The organism is Kitasatospora sp. NPDC056181 (assembly GCF_042266225.1).
Taxonomy (GTDB): domain Bacteria; phylum Actinomycetota; class Actinomycetes; order Streptomycetales; family Streptomycetaceae; genus Kitasatospora.
The window spans coordinates 105,720-123,038 of the sequence record NZ_JBHJUK010000001.1 but is presented as its reverse complement, the minus strand read 5'-3'; the positions used below and the strand labels follow the sequence as shown (position 1 = coordinate 123,038).

The window sequence follows — 17,319 nt, the reverse complement described above, 5'->3', positions numbered from 1 at the left end:
CAGGTGTCCGAGCTCGCAGCGACCACCCTCGATGCGCCCAGCACCGACCTGCAGGCCGTGCTCGACCGGGCCGCGGCCGGCGGCCGGATCACTCCGGAGGAGGCGCTGGAGCTGTACCGCTCGGCGCCGCTGCACGCGCTCGGCTCCGCCGCCGACACGGTGCGCCGCCGCCGTTACGCCGGCACCGAGCACATCGCGACGTACATCATCGAGCGCAACATCAACTACACGAACGTCTGCGTGACGGCGTGCAAGTTCTGCGCCTTCTACGTGCCGCCGAAGAGCGACAAGGGCTGGTCCCGCGACCTCGACGAGATCCTGCGCCGTTGCGCGGAGACGGTCGAGCTGGGCGGCACCCAGGTCATGTTCCAGGGCGGCCACCACCCGGACTACGGCGTGGAGTACTACGAGCGCGCCTTCGCGGCCATCAAGGCGGACTTCCCGCAGCTGGTGATCCACTCGCTCGGCGCGTCCGAGGTCGAGCACATGTCCCGGATCTCGGGCGTCTCCATCGAGGAGGCCATCACCCGGATCCACAAGGCGGGCCTGGACTCCTTCGCGGGTGCCGGCGCCGAGCTGCTCCCGGAGCGGCCGCGCAAGGCGATCGCGCCGCTCAAGGAGTCCGGCGAGCGCTGGCTGGAGATCATGGAGGTCTCCCACGGCCTGGGCGTGGAGTCCACCTCCACCATGCTGATGGGCACCGGCGAGACCAACGCCGAGCGGATCGAGCACCTGCGGATGATCCGGGACGTGCAGGACCGCACCGGCGGCTTCCGGGCCTTCATCCCGTACACCTACCAGCCGCAGAACAACCACCTGAAGGGCTCGACCCAGGCGACGGTCTTCGAGTACCTGCGGATGATCGCGATCGCGCGGCTCTTCCTCGACAACGTCGCCCACATCCAGGGCTCCTGGCTGACCACCGGCAAGGAGGCCGGCCAGCTGTCGCTGCACTACGGCGCCGACGACCTGGGCTCGGTCATGCTGGAGGAGAACGTGGTCTCGGCGGCCGGCGCCAAGCACCGCTCCAACCTCACCGAGCTGATCCACCTGATCCGCTCCGCCGACCGCGTCCCGGCCCAGCGTTCCACCACGTACGAGCACCTGCGGGTGCTGGACGACCCGGCCAACGACCCGGTCGACCCGCGGGTCGCATCGCACATCGCCTCCACCGCGATCGAGGGCGGCACCGCGCACCCCGAGCTGAAGATCCTCAACAACGGCTGAGGGCTTCCCTCGTCCGTGTTGATCCCGCCGTCATGGTGACCGTGCTGCCGTGTTGACCCTGCACCGGGCGGCCCTCGTGCTGCCCGACCCGGCCGACCCCACCGCCCCGCCGCTCGCCGACGGGGCGGTGCTGGTGCGTGACGGGCGGATCGCCGCCCTCGGCCCGTACCGGGCGCTGGCCGCCGCCCACCCGGGGGCCCGGCTGCGGGACTGGGGCGACGCCCTGCTCACGGCCGGCCTGCGCAACCCGTACGGACACTGGCTGCTGGAGTGCGCGTACCACCCGGACCCGCGCGAGGGGGTCGGGGACGAGCCGGTGCCCGGGGGCCTGACCGGTACGACGGACGAGGCGCGTTGTGGCGCGAGCGCCCGGCGTGGGCTGCAGCGGATGCTCGGGTTCGGGGTGACCGCGGTGGCCGGACCGTTCGAGCGCGCCTCGGTGCGGACGGCGGTGGCCCGCTCGGGGCTGGCGGCGCTGCCCGGCTCGGCCGGGGACGAGGGCCCGCTGGACCCGCTCGCCGTGCTGCCGCTCGGTGCGGCGGCGCACGGCAAGCTGACGGGTGACGGGCCGGCGGACTTCGCGGTGTTCGCGCTGACTGCGGGGCAGGGCGCGGCGGCGGCCGGTGGGGCGGCGGCCGGTGGGGAGGCGGTGCGCCCCGGTGGGTGCCTGGCCACCGTGCTGGCCGGGCGGCTGGTGTACCGGCGGCGCTGATCGCCGGTGGTGGGGCGGGAGTCGGTGGCTGGTGGGCGGTGGCTGCGGGTCGGGGGTCGGGGGTCGGGCGGGGGCGTGTCGGTCCAGGGTCGAGTGCCGGTCGGGCGTCGAGTGCCGGTCGGGCGTCGGGTGTCGGTCCAGGGGCGAGTGCCGGTCGAGAGTTGCCCGGCGATCTTCGGCTACCCGCGGGTAGCCGGACTCCCGTGCAGTGCAGGGGACTTCCTTCGTGTGCCGTCGAACTCCGCTTCCGGCCATATCGTCTGATTCACCCTTCGCCGTGACCTGAGGGCCCGCCAGCGGATACGATCCCGGACAGCTCACTCCGTACCCTCACCACACACCGCCCGCCCCCGCGGGTGGCGGGGCCCCGTCCCAGGTCCCGAAGGCAAGCCAGGACAGGAACCATGCGATCCGCGACCGTCCCCCCGCCGCGCTCCCCGCGGTTGGGCCGTGGCTGGTACCTCACCGCCGTGCTCAGCGCCGTGCTGGCCGTCGGCATGTGCCTGCTCGGTTGGCGTCAGGCCGAGCAGGCCGACCGGATCGGCGCCAACCCGGTGAGAGTTGACGGCGTCGTCACCCAGCTGCCCACCGGCGGCGGCTCGTACTCCACCGTCAGCTACCGGGCCGCCGGCCAGTCGCACACCGCGGCCGCGCTGCCGTTGGCCGACGGCACCAAGGTCGGCGACGCGGTCTGCCTGGAGCACGCCGCCGACGACCCGGGTGCGGTCCGGATCTGCGGCGACACCTACCCGCAGCCGGTCGGCGTCGGCCTGGCCCGGATCAGCGTGCCGGTGGCCGGGCTGCTCTTCCTGGTCTGCGTGCTGCGGATCCGCCGGCACCGCCGGGCGGTCGCCATCCGGAGCGGTCAGGGACGCTTCGCCACCACCGTGGCGCTCGCCGCGGGCGCGCTGCCGGACGGGATGCCCGCGATAACGCAGGGCAAGCGCTCGCGCCGCAAGCGCCGTGCGAGCGGGCGGCGCGGCCTGCACTGAGGCCTGCGCCGACGCCGTACTGCGGCCTGTACTGAGGCCTGTACCAACGCCTGCAGCAACGCCTGTGCTGAGGCTGGCGCCGGGGGCGGGGACCGCTCCGGGGCTGAGGTCAGAGGCCGGTACCGGGCCGGTGCCGGGGCCGGGCGCCGGGGTCTTGTGCGGCGGGCGGCGTGCCCCCTTGCCCGGGCCGTCGGCGCCAGGGTGAACAATGGGGGCGTGACCCGAGCCTCTCTGGACAAGCAGCCGCACGAAGTCGCCGCCATGTTCGACGACGTCGCGGCCAAGTACGACCGCACCAACGACGTGATCTCCCTCGGTCAGGCGCGCGCCTGGCGCCGGGCGGTGGCCGAGGCGGTGGCCGCAGGACCGGGGGACCTCGTGCTCGACCTCGGTGCCGGCACCGGCACCTCCTCGTTGCCCTTCGTCGAGGCCGGGGCCAAGGTCGTCCCGTGCGACTTCTCGGTGGGCATGCTCTCGGAGGGCAAGCGCCGCCACCCCGAGCTTCCGCTGACCGCGGGGGACGCCACCAGCCTGCCGTTCGCGGACGACACCTTCGACGCGGTGACGATCTCCTTCGCGCTGCGCAACGTCCACGACACCGACGCCGCGCTGAGCGAGATGTTCCGGGTCACCAAGCCCGGCGGCAAGCTGGTGATCTGCGAGTTCTCGACGCCGACCTGGACGCCGTTCCGCACGGTCTACACCGAGTACCTGATGCGCGCGCTGCCGCCGGTCGCCACCGCGGTCAGCAGCAACCCGGACGCGTACGTCTACCTCGCCGAGTCCATCCGCGCCTGGCCCGACCAGCCCGAGCTGGCCGCGAAGCTCCAGGCGGCCGGCTGGTCCAAGGTCGCCTGGCGCAACCTGACCGGCGGGATCGTCGCGCTGCACCGCGCTTACAAGGTCTCCGCGTAGGACTTCCCTACGCCTCCCGGCGGGCCCCGCGACTCGTGGCGGGCCCGCCGGTCGCGTCTTGCCGGCAGCGTCCTGGTGGGTGGATCGCGCTGGCCGGGGCTCGTCGGGTGGGGTCCGGTGAGACCGTGTGCGGTCGACCGTCGGCCCGGTGGGCGTGGCCGGGGGAACTGGTCGGCCGCGGGGCCGGACCACGCCCTGAAGGGCCTCGATCGAGCGGTTGAGCCGGGTCGGCGCCCTGGCCGGCTCGGCCACCTCGGCCACCTCGGCTTCCGTTCAGCCCTTCAGCACCCGGTCGGGCCCGTCCTGGTGACGGTTGCGGTCCGTCGTGAGGGCCTCGTCCCCGGTGGGGGTGATGGCGAACGTGCGGGCCACCCCGCCGTCCGGGTCCGGGATCCGCAGGACCACGCCGGCGCGCAGCATCGCTGCCGCCTGCCCGTTCACGGTGGAGGCGTCCAGTTGGAACGCCTTCGCGAGCTGCTGATCCGGTGCTGGACGGGTGGCGGTTCGGGAGTCGCTTTGGGAGGCGGCTCGGGAGTCAGTTCGGGAGCCGCTCCGGGAGCCGCTCCGGGAGCCGGTTCGGGAGCCGGTTCGGGAGTCGGTTCGGCGTCCGGCTGTTCGTCCGCGGCTGGTGCCGCCGTCGGATCCGGTCCCGAGGACGGCAACTAGACTGCCGGGGACAGCCGCCGTCCCCCAGCCGCAGCTCCAGGAGAGTGCCCACCGTGTCCGAGACCGCAGCCGACCTGACGAAGCCGGACAGCCCCGTGGAGAGCACCGCGGACGTCATCGTGGTCGGCGCAGGCCCGGCCGGCTCCACCACCGCGTACTACCTGGCCCAGGCCGGCCTCGACGTCCTGCTGCTGGAGAAGACCTCGTTCCCGCGTGAGAAGGTCTGCGGCGACGGCCTGACCCCGCGCGCCACCAAGCAGCTGGTCGACATGGGCATCGACGTGTCGGTGGAGAACGGCTGGCTGCACAACAAGGGCCTGCGGATCATCGGCGGCGGTGTCCGGCTCGAACTCGACTGGCCGGAGCTGTCGGCCTTCCCCGACTACGGCCTGGTGCGCAAGCGCGCCGACTTCGACGAGCTGCTCGCCCGTCAGGCCGAGAAGGCGGGCGCGCGGCTGTACGAGCGGTGCAACGTCAGCGGCCCGGTGCTGGACGACCGGACCGGCCGGATTGTTGGCGTCACCGCCCGGCTCGGGGAGGAGAAGCGCGAGGTGACGTTCCGGGCCCCGCTGGTCGTCGCCGCCGACGGCAACTCCACCCGGCTCTCGCTCGCCATGGGCCTGCACCGCCGCGAGGACCGCCCGATGGGCGTCGCCTACCGGACGTACTTCACCTCCCCGCGCCACGACGACGACTACCTCGAGTCCTGGCTGGAGCTGTGGGACACCCGCGGCGGCGAGCGCAAGCTGCTTCCCGGCTACGGCTGGGTCTTCGGCATGGGCGACGGGACCTCCAACGTCGGCCTCGGCATCCTCAACTCCTCGCCCGCCTTCGGCGAGCTGGACTGGCGCGAGGTGCTCAAGGCCTGGTGCGCGAGCATGCCGGAGGAATGGGGCTACACCCCGGAGAACATGACCGACCCGATCCGCGGCGCCGCCCTGCCGATGGCCTTCAACCGGCAGCCGCACTACACGCGCGGCCTGCTGCTCGTCGGCGACGCCGGCGGCATGGTCAACCCGTTCAACGGCGAGGGCATCGCCTACGCGATGGAATCCGGGCAGATCGCCGCCGGCGTCATCGTCCAGGCCAACGCCCGGGTCACCGACGCCGGTCGTGAGCGCGCCCTCCAGGCCTACCCGCGCATCCTCAAGGACGTCTACGGCGGCTACTACACGATGGGCCGCGCCTTCGTGAAGCTCATTGGCAACCCCAAGGTCATGCAGCTCGCCACCCAGCGCGGCCTGACGCACCCGATGCTGATGAAGTTCGTCCTCAAGATGCTCGCCAACCTGACCGACCCGCAGGGTGGCGACGCCATGGACCGCATCATCAACGGCCTCGCCCGGGTCGCCCCGAACGCGTGACGGGTGTCGCGTGACGCGTGACGGGAGTCGCGTGACCGGTGCCGGTGCCGGTGCCGGTGGTTGTGGCGGGTGGCGGTCGTCGGCTGACGGGTGCCGTTGCCGTCCCCCGGCCCCGGCTGGGCCGGGGGCGGGCCAGGGCGGGGGCGGTTCAGCCGGTCGCGCGCACGTAGATGTCGGCGCCTTGCGGTGAGCCGGCTGCCGCGGTGACGACGAAGATCTGCCGCTTGTCCGTCCCCGTCTGCCGCACCAGAGGAGCCTCGGCCGGCTCCTCCCCGGGAAACGCCGCCCGCAGATCGTCCGGGAGCGGCGCCGGGGCGGCGGGCTGCGGCAGGTCGTAGACCCGGAGGAAGTCGTCCACGTTGGAGTCCGGGCCGGCCTGCACCTGGTAGTGGAGGTAGCCCGCCCGCGTTCCGTCGGGCAGTCGGCTGAACACGGCCTCCGCCGGGACGTAGTACCGCCCCTTGCCCGGGTTCTGCCGGTAGTGCAGGGTTGCCAGCTTCTCTGCTCGGTCGGCGTCGGTCTCGGGTGGGTGGACGGTCGCCACCATCACCTGTGCGATCCAGCCGACGGCGACGACGGTGAACGCCAGGCAGATCCCGATCCCCCACACCAGCGCCCGCCGGATCCCGGGCCGCCGCTGCGCCCCGGGCACCACTTCGCCGATCCACCCGCCGGTCTTGGCCGCCATCCGATGCCCCCAGGATTCGTCCGCCACCGACGACCGTAGGGGGCCTGGCGGGGCCGGGTCATCCGTAGAAGTACTCAGATTGCGGGCCGCGCGGTGGCGTTGGGTTGCGCGGTGCCCGCAGCCACGATCGCCGGGGTGCGCGGGATGTCCGTGACGTTGGCCGGGTGCGAGGCGTGTGTGCAGCAGTCGCCGTGATCGCGGTGACCGCCGTGACCGCCGTGTGCGCGGCTACTCCGGGCGGCGGCTGGCGGTGGAGCGCTGCTCGACGTACGCGAGGCGGTCGGCGAAGACCTGGGCGGCGTCCGGAGTGAGGGTGCGGAGGGCGACGAGGGCGGAGAAGACGACGTCGCAGAGTTCGTGCTGGACGTCCTCCCAGGTGTGGGTGACCCCCTTGCGGGGGTTCTGTCCGGTGGCGCCTACCACCGCGGCGCCGACCTCGCCGATCTCCTCGGACAGCTTGAGGATGCGGAGCAGCCGTTCCTCCTGAGGGGAGAGCCGGCTCTCGTCGTCCAGCCAGGCGACCAGATGGTCGACGCTCTCCCAGATCCTGCTGTCCATGTGCGCGGCTCCCGTACGGCTTCGGTGACGCTGACCACCGTACGGGAGCCTGGCGGTCGCCGGGCGGGCCGGTTCAGCGGGAGCTGATCTTCACGTTGCGGATGTTCACCGGGAGCGTGGGGAACCCGTCGCCCGGATTGTTCTGGTCGTCCTCGCCGCCCGCCGCGATCTTCTGCAGGACGTCGAGGCCCGCGGTGATCCGCCCGAACGGGGTGTAGGCGGGGGAGAGCTTGGTGTCCTTCCAGACGAAGAAGAACTGGCTGCCGTTGGTGTTCGGACCGGCGTTGGCCATGGCCACGGTTCCGGCGGGGTAGGTGGCGCCGGTCAGGTTCTCGTCCGGGAAGGAGTAGCCGGGGCCGCCGCTGCCGGTCCCGGTCGGGTCGCCGCACTGGAGGACGAAGATCCGCTGCGTGGTGAGGCGGTGGCAGTGGCTGCGGTCGAAGTAGTCGTGCTCGGCGAGGAAGCGGAACGAGAAGGTGGTGCAGGGGGCTTCCGCGGTCAGGGCCTGGAAAGTGATCGCTCCCTGGCTGGTCTTCAGCGTCGCGCTGTAGGGCTTGGCGGCCTTCTTCGCGTCGAAGACCGGGATGCCCTTGAAGTTGTCGGCCGGCACGGCCGGGGTGTACGTGCACGTGGCGGGTGCGGTCGGCGTCTGGGCCGCGCCCGGCGGGGTCTCCGCGGCGGCGGTGCCGGTGGTCGCGACGAGCGGGAGGACGGTGGCGACGGCGAACAACGCCCAGTGCTTGCGCTTCACTTGACGGGCCTTCCGGGGGGTGGTGGACGGCGATGTTGTCATGGCTACATCATCCACGGCGCAAGGTGGTTCCGGTAGACGTCGGGGGCGGGCGGCGCAGAGAGGGAGGTGTGAGCGGGCCGGGGTGGACGGTGCGGCGAGGGGTGCGTGAGCAGGTCGGGGAGGGTGGCCTCAGCGGTTGGGGTGGATGAGCCGGGGTGGATGGACCGGGGGAGTGGGCTGGGGCGGATGGACCGGGGGGCGGGCCGGGGTGGGTGGTGCGGGGTGGGTGGTGTGGATCAGTCGGCCTCCGTGGCGAACAGGCCTGCGCGGGCGGCGAGGGTGGCGGCGTCGGCTGCTCGCTCGGCGGTGTGGGCGTCCAGTGGCTCGCCGGTGACGAACAGGCGGTAGTAGATCGGCGCGGTGGCGGCCCGGATCACCTCGGCGCCGTCGGTGCCGGCGGGCAGCTCGCCGCGTTCGACGGCGCGTTCGGCCACCGCGGCGGCTTGCCGGTGGCGTGCTGCGAAGAAAGCGCGGAGGGCGGTTGCGCCGACGTCGGAGCGCTGGGCGGCGGTGATCAGTGCGGTCGGGGTCGGGCCGAGTTCGGGGTCGGTGAAGACGGCGTAGACCTCGTGGGCGATGCGGCGGAGGTCGCCGGCGAGGTCGCCGGTGTCGGGGAGCGGCCAGGGCCGGTCGGCGGAGGCGGTCAGTGCGTCCGCGACCAGGCCGTCCACCCCGTTCCAACGGCGGTACAGGGTGGCCTTGTGGACGCCGGAGCGGGCTGCGACCGCGTCGACGGTCAGGCCGTCGTAACCCTTCTCGGTGACCTCGGCCAGCGTGGCGGCGACGACGTTCTCGCGCACCCGGGTGCTGCGCCCGCCGGGGCGAGGGGTGGGGGTTCGGGCTTCCTCGCTCAAAGTCGACTCCAGTCGCATTAAGACTTGCTGTGGCGGTGCCGCCATGTCATTCTCATCTTAATGCGACTCTGGTCGCATTTCGCGATGTTCGTTGAGCTGCCCAAGGAGTTCCATGGCTGCCACCATCCCTGACCACACCGTGCTTCACCCGCTCGCCGGCCACGACCGCGTCGTGCTGCTGCGCCCACTGGTCAGTGACCCGCGTATCCAGGTCGGCGAATACACCTACTTCGACGACCCGGACGGTGCCACCCGGTTCGAGGAGCGCAACGTCCTCTATGCGTACGGGCCCGAGCGGCTGGTGATCGGCAAGTACTGCGCGATCGCCACCGGCACCCGATTCCTGATGGCCGGCGCCGCTCACCCCACCGTAGGAGTCTCCACCTTTCCGTTCACCATGTTCGGCGGGACCTGGACCGAGCGGACGCTGGACATCGTCACGGGCCTCCCGAGCCGGGGTGACACCGTGGTCGGCAACGACGTCTGGTTCGGCTACGGCGCCACCGTCCTGCCCGGTGTCCGGATCGGCGACGGCGCGATCATCGCCGCCGGTTCCGTGGTCACCTCCGATGTCGAGCCGTACACCGTCGTCGGCGGAAACCCCGCCCGCCCGATCCGTCGGCGCTTCGACGATGCGGACGTCGACCGCCTGCTGCGCGCCGCCTGGTGGGACTGGCCGGTCGAACTCGTCACCGAACACGTCCGCGCCATCATGTCCGGCACGCCCGCCGACATCGAGGCCGTCGCCGCGGCCCACGGTCTGCTGGCCGGCTGAGGCCGGACGTTGGGAGGCCGGGCGATGGGAGGCCGGACGTTGGGAGGTCGGGCGATGGGAACGGGATACGCGCAGCGCGGGAGCGCAAGGGTGCGGCGACGGGCGGTGCCCGAAAGCCGTTGATCGCCGGCGGTCGGGTGCGCGAAGATGGCGGGCCTTTGCCGGGGGGCTTGCCCTGGCCCGAGATCCGTCCGATGTCGTACGGGAATCTCCTCGTCGGTTCCGTTCGCTCCGGAGGGTTCCTGTCCATGCGTGGTTCGTCGTCCTTCCTTCGTGATGTGCCCGTACTGCTGGTGGCAGTGGTGTGGGGATCGAGCTTTCTGGCCGTCCAGCAGGTGGCCGAACCGGGGACGGTGGTGGCGATGCTGGTGCTGAGGTTCGGCCTGGTGCTGCCGGTGCTGGGACTGGCGGCATGGCGGGGGCTGCGGGGGATGGGCCGGGCCGAGTGGCTGGGCGGTGCGGTGCTGGGGCTGGTGCTCGGCGGCGTCTTTCTGCTGGAGACCTACGGCGCGGTGCACACCTCGGCCACCAACGCCGGTCTGATCATCAGTCTCACCATGGTGTTCACTCCTCTCGCGGAGAGCGCGCTTGCCCGGACGCCGCTGCCGCGGGCCTTCCTTGCCGCGGCCGGGCTGGCGGTGGCCGGCGTCGCCCTGCTCACCGGGGGCGGTGGGCTGAAGACGCCCTCGCTGGGCGATCTGCTGGTGCTCGGTGCCGCGGTGGTGCGGACCGTGCACGTACTGGCGATGGCTCGCCTCCGGTCCATCCGGGTCACCGACTCGTTGGCCCTCACCTGGGTCCAACTCGCGACCGCGACAGTGGTTTTCGCCGTCGTCGCGCCGTTCGCCGGACCGCTGCCGTGGACGGTCGCCGCCTCGTACGGCCCCGCCCAGTGGGCTTGGCTGCTGCATCTCGCCCTGCTCTGCACGCTGTTCGCCTTCTTCGTGCAGATGTGGGCCGTCCGCACCACCTCGCCGTCCAGGGTCAGCCTGCTGCTCGGCACCGAACCGCTCTGGGCCGCCGTCTTCGGCATCACACTCGCCGGCAACCACCTCGGCCCGCTCGCGCTCCTGGGCGGCGCTCTCGTCCTGGTTGCCACCGAATGGGGCCGCCGGACCGCCGTCGCTCCGGCCCGGGATGCGGCCCGGGGTGCGGCCGGGGGTGCGGCCGGGGGTGCGGCCGGGGGTGCGGCCGGGGACGAAGCGCGGGATGCAGCACGAGCGGCGGTGGCCGAGGAGGGGACGGAGCCGACTGCGGCTTCGGCTGCGGTGTAGCGCGGCGCCTTCGTCATCGGCGGCCCAGCGTGCGGCGGGCGTAGGCGAAGGTGACGAGCGCGAGCAAGGGACCCCAGGCGACCAGCGGCAGGTAGCAGAGGGTCATGACGAGCCCGGCAAAGCCGTGCGGGGCTTCGGGGTCGCTCATGTTGCTGCTCCAGCCGCCGAACAGGGCCGCCATCCCGAGCCGGGTCAGGACCACGGAGCCGAGTACGGCCGGGACGATCGCGGCGAGCGGGCGGATCCTGCGGCCTCCTATCAGCGGGATCCAGCGGGGCACTACCTCGCCCCAGGGGCGGACCAGGCCGACGGTGAGGAAGGCGAGCGACTCGGCCAGGGCGCTCAGGACCACCACGTACACGGTGCCCCAGCCGGGGTTGTGCCGGGCGGCCAACTCCGCGGTCTCGCCGCTGAAGCCGACCGGGATGCCGAGACCGAACACGATCCGCCAGAGCCCGGAGGGCACGGTGGTCCAGACGGTGGCCTTGGCGGCCAGTTCGGCCCACCGCGGAACGGGGGCCTTGGTGGTGGCCGGTGCGTGTCCGCCGGCAACGGCGGCGGCACCGGTCGAGGTCCCGGCCCTGTTCGGACGCGCGGCCGGGGTGCGGGTGACGGTGCTCATGGCTGTGGACTCCCCTCTCGACCGGCCCCTGCGGCCGGTTCGACGGGTCAAGCCTGGCGGTCCGCTGCGGCCTGCGGCAGATGCCGATCGGGCTGTTCTTGCTGCTCAGAAGGCGTGCGCAAATATGCCGATCGGCACAGGCGGCCGGGAGTTGAAGTCCGTAGGCTGACCGCGGGAAAGGAGGCGACGATGAGTCAGATTCTGGCGTTGGCGGTCCCGGTGGTCCTGCTGATCGGTTGGGCGGCACGCGGGCGGTACGGGGTGGTGACCGTGACCGGTGCGGCCGGTGCGGTTTCGGTGGCGACCACGGCGGGTGTCTGGGCCGCCGGCCGGTGGGTCGAGGCGGACCGCTGGCCCGGCCTGGTCGGTCTGCTCGAACTCGCCTCCCTGCTCCTGCTGGTGGTGCTGGCGCTGCGGGCCGAGGACGGGAGGCGGTCGGCGGTGGCGGCCTGGACGGTCGGCGGCGCGGTCGCGCTCTGGCCGTCCCGGTTCGACGTGATCGTCGGCGGCCCGCTGGACGCACTGACCCTCTTCGGGTTCGGTTCGGCCTTCACGCTGCCGGTGGTGCTGGCCGGGCTGTACCTGCGCGGGCTGGACGAGACCAGGCGGCGCTCGGTGGCCGCCGCCCGTCGCGTCCAACGGCTGGAACTCGCCCACGACCTGCACGACTTCGTCGCGCACGATGTCAGCGGCATGGTCGCCCAGGCACAGGCGGGCATCGTGCTGGCCGCCTCCGACCCGGCCCGTGCGGCAGCCCTGTTCGAGCGGATAGAGAAGGCCGGGCTGCAGGCGCTGGCCTCGCTCGACCGGACGGTCCACCTGCTGCGCAGCGAGGAGCCGGACGGACCGGAGCGAGGGCCGCAGCCGGGCCTGGCCGAACTCACCGAACTCACCGATCGGTTCGCGGAGTCCGGTGGTGCCACTGTCCGGCTGGACACCCCGGCGGAACAGGTCGGCGTACCCCGGGAGGTGGCGGCGACGGCCTACCGGATCGTGGTCGAGGCGCTGACGAACGTCAGGCGCCACGCGCCCGCCGCGCGAGTGGTGGACGTCAAGGTACGGCGCGAGGGCCGACGGCTGGAGGTCATGGTGCAGGACGACGGTGGCGGTCCGCAGACGTCCGGGCCGCGCCTCGGGGAGGGCCGTCGCGGCGGCAGCGGACTGGCCGGGCTGGCGGCCAGGGTCGAGGCGCTGGGCGGGACGCTCTCCTCCGGGCGGGAGAAGACCGGCGGCTGGCGAGTCACTGCAACGATGCCCTTGGAGGGCCGATGAGCATCCGAGTCCTTCTCGCCGATGACGACGAGGCGATCCGCAGTGCGTACCGGATCATTCTGGACGCACAGCCGGACATCGAGGTGGTGGGTGAGGCCGAGGACGGTGCGGTGGCGGTGGAGGAGGCCCGTCGGCTGCGGCCGGACGTGATCCTCGCGGACATCCGGATGCCCCGGCTGGACGGGCTGGAGCTGACCAGGCAGTTGGGCGGGGAGTTCCGGGTGGTCGTGGTCACCACCTTCGACCTGGACGAGTACGTGCACACGGCGATCCGCGCCGGTGCGGCCGGGTTCCTGCTGAAGCGCTCGGGCCCGGCGCTGCTCGCGGAGGCGGTCCGGGCGGCGGTCGCCGGGGATGCGTTGGTCAGCCCGCAGGTTACCGTCCGCCTGCTGCGGCAGCTGTCGCAGCAGGGGCAGGAGCACGATCGCCAGCGGCCGGGACGCCTGGAGCAGGGGAGCAGGGGCAGGCAGGAGAGGAAGGAGACACAGCGCGGTCAGGACCGGCAGGGCCCCGAGTTCATCGAGGAACTCACCCCGCGAGAGAGGGAGATCGCTCAGCTCGTCGCCGGCGGGGCGACCAACGCGGAGATCGGCGCGCAGTTGTTCATCACTGCCGGGACGGTGAAGAACCACCTGGCCACAGTCCAGCGCAAGATCGGCGCCCGGAACCGCGTTGGCATCGCCGCCTGGGTCTGGGAGGCCGGTTCCTAGCCAAGCCGTGGCCTGACGGCCCCACCACCCACCCCACCGTCCGGCGGCGCATGCCACGGCCGCGGCATGCGTCGCCGTGCCGCGGGGCCGCCCTACCGCCGGGCTGCCCTGCTGTCGGGTCGCTGTGCCGTCGCGCATCCGGACAGCGAGCCGATGAAGCCGGCAGCCGGCGAAGCACACACCCGGCGCTAGGCACCCGGCACCTGGCAGCAGGCGCCACCGCCCCTCCACCGCCCCCGACCCGGCCCCTCCACTGCCCCCGCCCCCGCACCCGCATCCGCCACTGCCCCCGCCCCCGCCCCCGCACCCGCCACTGCCCCCGTCCCGGGGCCCGCTCGCGCGCTTGTGAACGAAGGGTCAAGCGGGCGTTCGGAGGCCCGCCACCCCTGCGAGTGAGGCGCTATAACACGTCAACATTGCGCCCAGAAATTTGCCTTGAGCGGAGCATAGTTGATATAGGAGCGCGGCCCTGACCAGCTGCTTCACACAGAAATGCGACTGGTTGTGACTGTTTGACTTCTTTGTGTTGACAACTCTGGGCATGTTCACTTTCGCCACCATTCCAGGGGTGGCGTAGATCACAAAGATCGCCGTGAACTGCGTGTCGCAGATCACAAGCCGACGGGCATAGGATGCGCTCGTTCCAGGCTTTGTGAACTGCCTCACATGAGGTGGATCTCGGGAACTGGATCGCGGGTCCACCACAGCGTGACCCGTCGGTTCCGATCTGCAGTCAAGGACGACTGGACGGAGGGAGCGGGGGCTATGAATGCCTACGCGCCGATCCTCGTACTCGGTGCCATCGCGGCGGCGTTCGCGGTCGGCTCGGTCGTGATGGCCTCACTGACCGGCCCGAAGCGATACAACCGGGCCAAGTTGGAGGCGTACGAGTGCGGCATCGAGCCGACCCCGCAGCCCGTGGGCGGCGGTCGGTTCCCGATCAAGTACTACCTGACGGCGATGCTCTTCATCGTCTTCGACATCGAGATCGTCTTCCTCTACCCGTGGGCGGTGAGCTTCGACGCCCTGGGGATCTTCGGGCTGGTCGAGATGCTCCTGTTCATCGCCACCGTCTTCGTCGCCTACGCCTACGTCTGGCGTCGCGGCGGCCTGGAGTGGGACTGAGCGCGGGGCGGCCGCTGACTTTGTGAACGGGCGGACAAGCCCGGCGGGGTGCAGCGACCCGAACGGACGGACGAACCACAGGACTTGAGGGCACCGAGGGCATTGAGAGGGATCTGATGGGAATCGAGGAGAAGCTGCCGAGCGGCTTTCTGCTCACGAGTGTGGAGACGGCCGCGGGCTGGGTGCGCAAGGCGTCGCTCTTCCCGGCCACCTTCGGACTGGCCTGCTGCGCGATCGAGATGATGACCACCGGCGCCGGCCGCTACGACCTGGCCCGGTTCGGTATGGAGGTCTTCCGGGGCTCCCCCCGGCAGGCCGATCTGATGATCGTGGCGGGGCGGGTGAGCCAGAAGATGGCCCCGGTGCTGCGCCAGGTGTACGACCAGATGGCCAACCCGAAGTGGGTCATCTCGATGGGTGTCTGCGCCTCCTCGGGCGGCATGTTCAACAACTACGCGATCGTGCAGGGCGTCGACCACATCGTCCCGGTGGACATCTACCTGCCCGGCTGCCCGCCCCGCCCGGAGATGCTGATGGACGCGATCCTGAAGCTGCACGACAAGATCCAGCACGAGCCGCTGGGCGCGAACCGCCGCCGCGCCGAGGAGCTGGGCGAGGCGCTCGCCCTGAAGGCCACCCCGGTGAGCGAGATGCGGGGGCAGCTGCGATGAACGACCAGGTACCCGAGACCCGGCGCGAGCACCCGCACCGCGAGATCCCGGTCGAGGTGGTCGGCCGGCGCCAGGGCATGTTCGGCGCCGAGGGCAGCGGTGACACCTCCGGCTTCGGCGGCCTCGCGGCCCCGATCGCCCTGCCGCCCGCGAGCCAACGCCCCTACGGGGGCTGGTTCGACGAGGTCGCGGACGAGCTGGAGGGGGCACTGGAGGAGCAGGGCCTCGACCCCGCGGAGGTGATCGAGAAGACCGTCGTCGACCGCGCCGAGCTCACCTTCCACGTCGCCCGCGAGCACCTGCTGAAGACCGTCCGCACGCTGCGCGACGACCCCGCGCTCCGCTTCGAGCTCTGCCTCGGCGTGAGCGGCGTCCACTACCCGGGCGACCCGGGTCGTGAGCTGCACGCGGTCTACCACCTGCGCTCGATCACCCACGGCCGGCTGCTCCGGCTGGAGGTGACCGCTCCGGACTCCGACCCGCGGATCCCGTCCGTGGTCAGCGTCTACCCGACCAACGACTGGCACGAGCGCGAGGCCTACGACTTCTTCGGCCTGGTCTTCGAGGGGCACCCCGCGCTCACCCGGATCATGATGCCGGACGACTGGCTGGGCCACCCGCAGCGCAAGGACTACCCGCTCGGCGGCATCCCCGTCGAGTACAAGGGCGCCCAGATCCCGGCACCCGACCAGCGGAGGTCGTACAGCTGATGAGTACTCAGCATTACGAGAAGGCCGAAGAGGCGGCAGCGGCGGCGGCGGCCGAGGAGGCGGCAGCGGCGGAGGCCGCGGCGTCCCGCGAGACCACCGAGGGCCGGGTCTTCACCGTCACCGGCGGCGACTGGGGCGAGGTGGTCGAGGCGGTCGGCCGGGCCGACGACGAGCGCATCATCGTCAACATGGGCCCGCAGCACCCGTCCACCCACGGCGTGCTGCGGTTGATCCTGGAGATCGACGGCGAGACGGTGACGGAGGCGCGCTGCGGCATCGGCTACCTCCACACCGGCATCGAGAAGAACATGGAGTTCCGCAGCTGGGTCCAGGGCACCACCTTCGTGACGCGGATGGACTACCTGACCCCGCTGTTCAACGAGACCGCCTACTGTCTGGCGGTCGAGAAGCTGCTCGGCATCACCGACGACGTCCCGGACCGCGCCAGCGTCATCCGCGTCCTGATGATGGAGCTCAACCGGATCTCCTCCCACCTGGTCTGCCTGGCCACCGGCGGCATGGAGATCGGCTCCACCACCCTGATGATCTACGGGTTCCGCGACCGCGAGCTCATCCTGGACGTCTTCGAGCTGGTCACCGGCCTGCGGATGAACCACGCCTACGTCCGCCCGGGCGGCCTCGCCCAGGACCTCCCGCCCGGCGCGGTCGACCAGATCCGCGAGGCGGTCAGGACGCTCCGCTCGCGGATGCACGAGTACGACAAGCTGGCCACCGGCAACCCGGTGTTCAAGGCCCGCCTGGTCGACGTCGGCTTCCTCGACCTGCCCGGCTGCCTGGCCCTCGGTGCCACCGGCCCGATCCTGCGCGCCACCGGCCTGCCGCACGACCTGCGCAAGACCGACCCGTACTGCGGCTACGAAGACTACGACTTCGAGGTCGCGATCGCCGAGAGCGCCGACTCCTACGGCCGCTTCCTGATCCGGCTGGAGGAGATGCGCCAGTCGCTGAGGATCGTCGAGCAGTGCCTGGACCGGCTGCGTCCGGGCCCGGTCATGGTGGCCGACAAGAAGATCGCCTGGCCCGCCCAACTGGCCGTCGGCCCGGACGGGATGGGCAACTCCCTCGACCACATCCGCAAGATCATGGGCACCTCGATGGAGGCGCTGATCCACCACTTCAAGCTGGTCACCGAGGGCTTCCGGGTCCCGGTCGGCCAGGCGTACGCGGCGGTCGAGTCGCCCAAGGGCGAGCTGGGCGTGCACGTGGTCAGCGACGGCGGGACGCGCCCGTACCGGGTCCACTTCAGGGACCCGTCGTTCACCAATCTGCAGACGATGGCGGCGATGTGCGAGGGCGGCCAGGTCGCCGACGTGATCGTCGCGGTGGCCGGGATCGACCCGGTGATGGGAGGCGTGGACCGGTGAGCAACG

General features: G+C 71.8%; 19 protein-coding genes. 13 read left to right on the top strand and 6 right to left on the bottom strand.

Annotated elements, in window-relative coordinates; translation table 11 throughout:
• Nucleotides 1-3 precede the first annotated feature (3 nt).
• The 4 genes from mqnC (at nucleotide 4) to ACFC1F_RS00550 (ending at nucleotide 3,846) form a co-directional block, all read left to right on the top strand.
• Complete coding sequence (gene mqnC, locus ACFC1F_RS00565) at nucleotides 4-1,227, top strand: cyclic dehypoxanthinyl futalosine synthase (RefSeq protein WP_209412975.1); 1,224 nt, start codon at nucleotides 4-6, stop codon at nucleotides 1,225-1,227.
• Nucleotides 1,228-1,276: 49 nt separating this feature from the next.
• Nucleotides 1,277-1,939 (top strand): hypothetical protein, encoded by a 663-nt coding sequence (locus ACFC1F_RS00560; RefSeq protein ID WP_376154695.1) that lies wholly within the window; start codon nucleotides 1,277-1,279, stop codon nucleotides 1,937-1,939.
• Nucleotides 1,940-2,343: 404 nt separating this feature from the next.
• The gene (locus ACFC1F_RS00555) at nucleotides 2,344-2,931 is read left to right on the top strand and encodes a hypothetical protein (RefSeq protein ID WP_209412977.1); all 588 of its coding nucleotides are present in this window, start codon (nucleotides 2,344-2,346) and stop codon (nucleotides 2,929-2,931) included.
• A 216-nt stretch (nucleotides 2,932-3,147) separates the two neighbouring features.
• Entirely contained in the window at nucleotides 3,148-3,846 is a 699-nt protein-coding gene (locus ACFC1F_RS00550; protein WP_209412978.1) for a demethylmenaquinone methyltransferase, read from the top strand.
• A 273-nt stretch (nucleotides 3,847-4,119) separates the two neighbouring features.
• Here ACFC1F_RS00550 and ACFC1F_RS00545 read toward each other — a convergent pair whose 3' ends face one another.
• Nucleotides 4,120-4,287, bottom strand: coding sequence for a hypothetical protein (locus ACFC1F_RS00545; RefSeq protein WP_376154694.1), 168 nt, complete (start codon nucleotides 4,285-4,287; stop codon nucleotides 4,120-4,122).
• A 299-nt stretch (nucleotides 4,288-4,586) separates the two neighbouring features.
• On the opposite strand from ACFC1F_RS00545, the gene ACFC1F_RS00540 reads away from it, so the two are divergent.
• The gene (locus ACFC1F_RS00540; protein ID WP_148644817.1) at nucleotides 4,587-5,876 is read left to right on the top strand and encodes a geranylgeranyl reductase family protein; all 1,290 of its coding nucleotides are present in this window, start codon (nucleotides 4,587-4,589) and stop codon (nucleotides 5,874-5,876) included.
• 148 nt (nucleotides 5,877-6,024) lie between these two features.
• Here ACFC1F_RS00540 and ACFC1F_RS00535 read toward each other — a convergent pair whose 3' ends face one another.
• The 4 genes from ACFC1F_RS00535 to ACFC1F_RS00520 all read right to left on the bottom strand — a co-directional run bounded on the left by ACFC1F_RS00535 (nucleotide 6,025) and on the right by ACFC1F_RS00520 (nucleotide 8,769).
• Complete coding sequence (locus ACFC1F_RS00535) at nucleotides 6,025-6,564, bottom strand: hypothetical protein (RefSeq protein WP_376154693.1); 540 nt, start codon at nucleotides 6,562-6,564, stop codon at nucleotides 6,025-6,027.
• Between the two features lie 228 nt (nucleotides 6,565-6,792).
• Nucleotides 6,793-7,122, bottom strand: coding sequence for a MazG-like family protein (locus tag ACFC1F_RS00530; RefSeq protein WP_376154691.1), 330 nt, complete (start codon nucleotides 7,120-7,122; stop codon nucleotides 6,793-6,795).
• 73 nt (nucleotides 7,123-7,195) lie between these two features.
• Nucleotides 7,196-7,915 carry a peptidylprolyl isomerase gene (locus ACFC1F_RS00525; RefSeq protein ID WP_209412981.1) on the bottom strand — a complete coding sequence of 240 codons (720 nt, stop codon included), beginning with the start codon at nucleotides 7,913-7,915 and terminating at the stop codon, nucleotides 7,196-7,198.
• A 236-nt stretch (nucleotides 7,916-8,151) separates the two neighbouring features.
• Entirely contained in the window at nucleotides 8,152-8,769 is a 618-nt protein-coding gene (locus ACFC1F_RS00520; RefSeq protein WP_376154689.1) for a TetR/AcrR family transcriptional regulator, read from the bottom strand.
• 112 nt (nucleotides 8,770-8,881) lie between these two features.
• On the opposite strand from ACFC1F_RS00520, the gene ACFC1F_RS00515 reads away from it, so the two are divergent.
• The gene (locus ACFC1F_RS00515) at nucleotides 8,882-9,544 is read left to right on the top strand and encodes a CatB-related O-acetyltransferase (protein WP_376154688.1); all 663 of its coding nucleotides are present in this window, start codon (nucleotides 8,882-8,884) and stop codon (nucleotides 9,542-9,544) included.
• Between the two features lie 248 nt (nucleotides 9,545-9,792).
• Complete coding sequence (locus ACFC1F_RS00510; protein ID WP_376154686.1) at nucleotides 9,793-10,818, top strand: DMT family transporter; 1,026 nt, start codon at nucleotides 9,793-9,795, stop codon at nucleotides 10,816-10,818.
• A gap of 13 nt (nucleotides 10,819-10,831) precedes the next feature.
• Here ACFC1F_RS00510 and ACFC1F_RS00505 read toward each other — a convergent pair whose 3' ends face one another.
• The gene (locus tag ACFC1F_RS00505; RefSeq protein ID WP_376154684.1) at nucleotides 10,832-11,440 is read right to left on the bottom strand and encodes a hypothetical protein; all 609 of its coding nucleotides are present in this window, start codon (nucleotides 11,438-11,440) and stop codon (nucleotides 10,832-10,834) included.
• Between the two features lie 189 nt (nucleotides 11,441-11,629).
• Here ACFC1F_RS00505 and ACFC1F_RS00500 point away from each other — a divergent pair, with 189 nt between their 5' ends.
• From ACFC1F_RS00500 to ACFC1F_RS00475, 6 genes are all read left to right on the top strand, one after another.
• Entirely contained in the window at nucleotides 11,630-12,712 is a 1,083-nt protein-coding gene (locus tag ACFC1F_RS00500) for a sensor histidine kinase (RefSeq protein WP_376154682.1), read from the top strand.
• Nucleotides 12,709-13,422 (top strand): response regulator, encoded by a 714-nt coding sequence (locus tag ACFC1F_RS00495; protein WP_376154680.1) that lies wholly within the window; start codon nucleotides 12,709-12,711, stop codon nucleotides 13,420-13,422. The genes ACFC1F_RS00500 and ACFC1F_RS00495 overlap by 4 nt, the downstream gene beginning before the upstream one ends.
• A 765-nt stretch (nucleotides 13,423-14,187) precedes the next feature.
• Nucleotides 14,188-14,547 carry an NADH-quinone oxidoreductase subunit A gene (locus ACFC1F_RS00490; protein WP_014137597.1) on the top strand — a complete coding sequence of 120 codons (360 nt, stop codon included), beginning with the start codon at nucleotides 14,188-14,190 and terminating at the stop codon, nucleotides 14,545-14,547.
• A 116-nt stretch (nucleotides 14,548-14,663) separates the two neighbouring features.
• Nucleotides 14,664-15,218: an NADH-quinone oxidoreductase subunit B family protein gene (locus ACFC1F_RS00485; RefSeq protein ID WP_148643269.1), complete on the top strand. Its 555-nt coding sequence runs from the start codon at nucleotides 14,664-14,666 to the stop codon at nucleotides 15,216-15,218.
• On the top strand, nucleotides 15,215-15,928 hold the full coding sequence (locus ACFC1F_RS00480) for an NADH-quinone oxidoreductase subunit C (RefSeq protein WP_376154677.1): 714 nt from the start codon (nucleotides 15,215-15,217) through the stop codon (nucleotides 15,926-15,928). The genes ACFC1F_RS00485 and ACFC1F_RS00480 overlap by 4 nt, the downstream gene beginning before the upstream one ends.
• A complete protein-coding gene (locus ACFC1F_RS00475) occupies nucleotides 15,928-17,313 on the top strand; it encodes an NADH-quinone oxidoreductase subunit D (RefSeq protein ID WP_376154676.1) in 1,386 nt (461 codons plus the stop codon). The genes ACFC1F_RS00480 and ACFC1F_RS00475 overlap by 1 nt, the downstream gene beginning before the upstream one ends.
• Nucleotides 17,314-17,319: the final 6 nt, after the last annotated feature.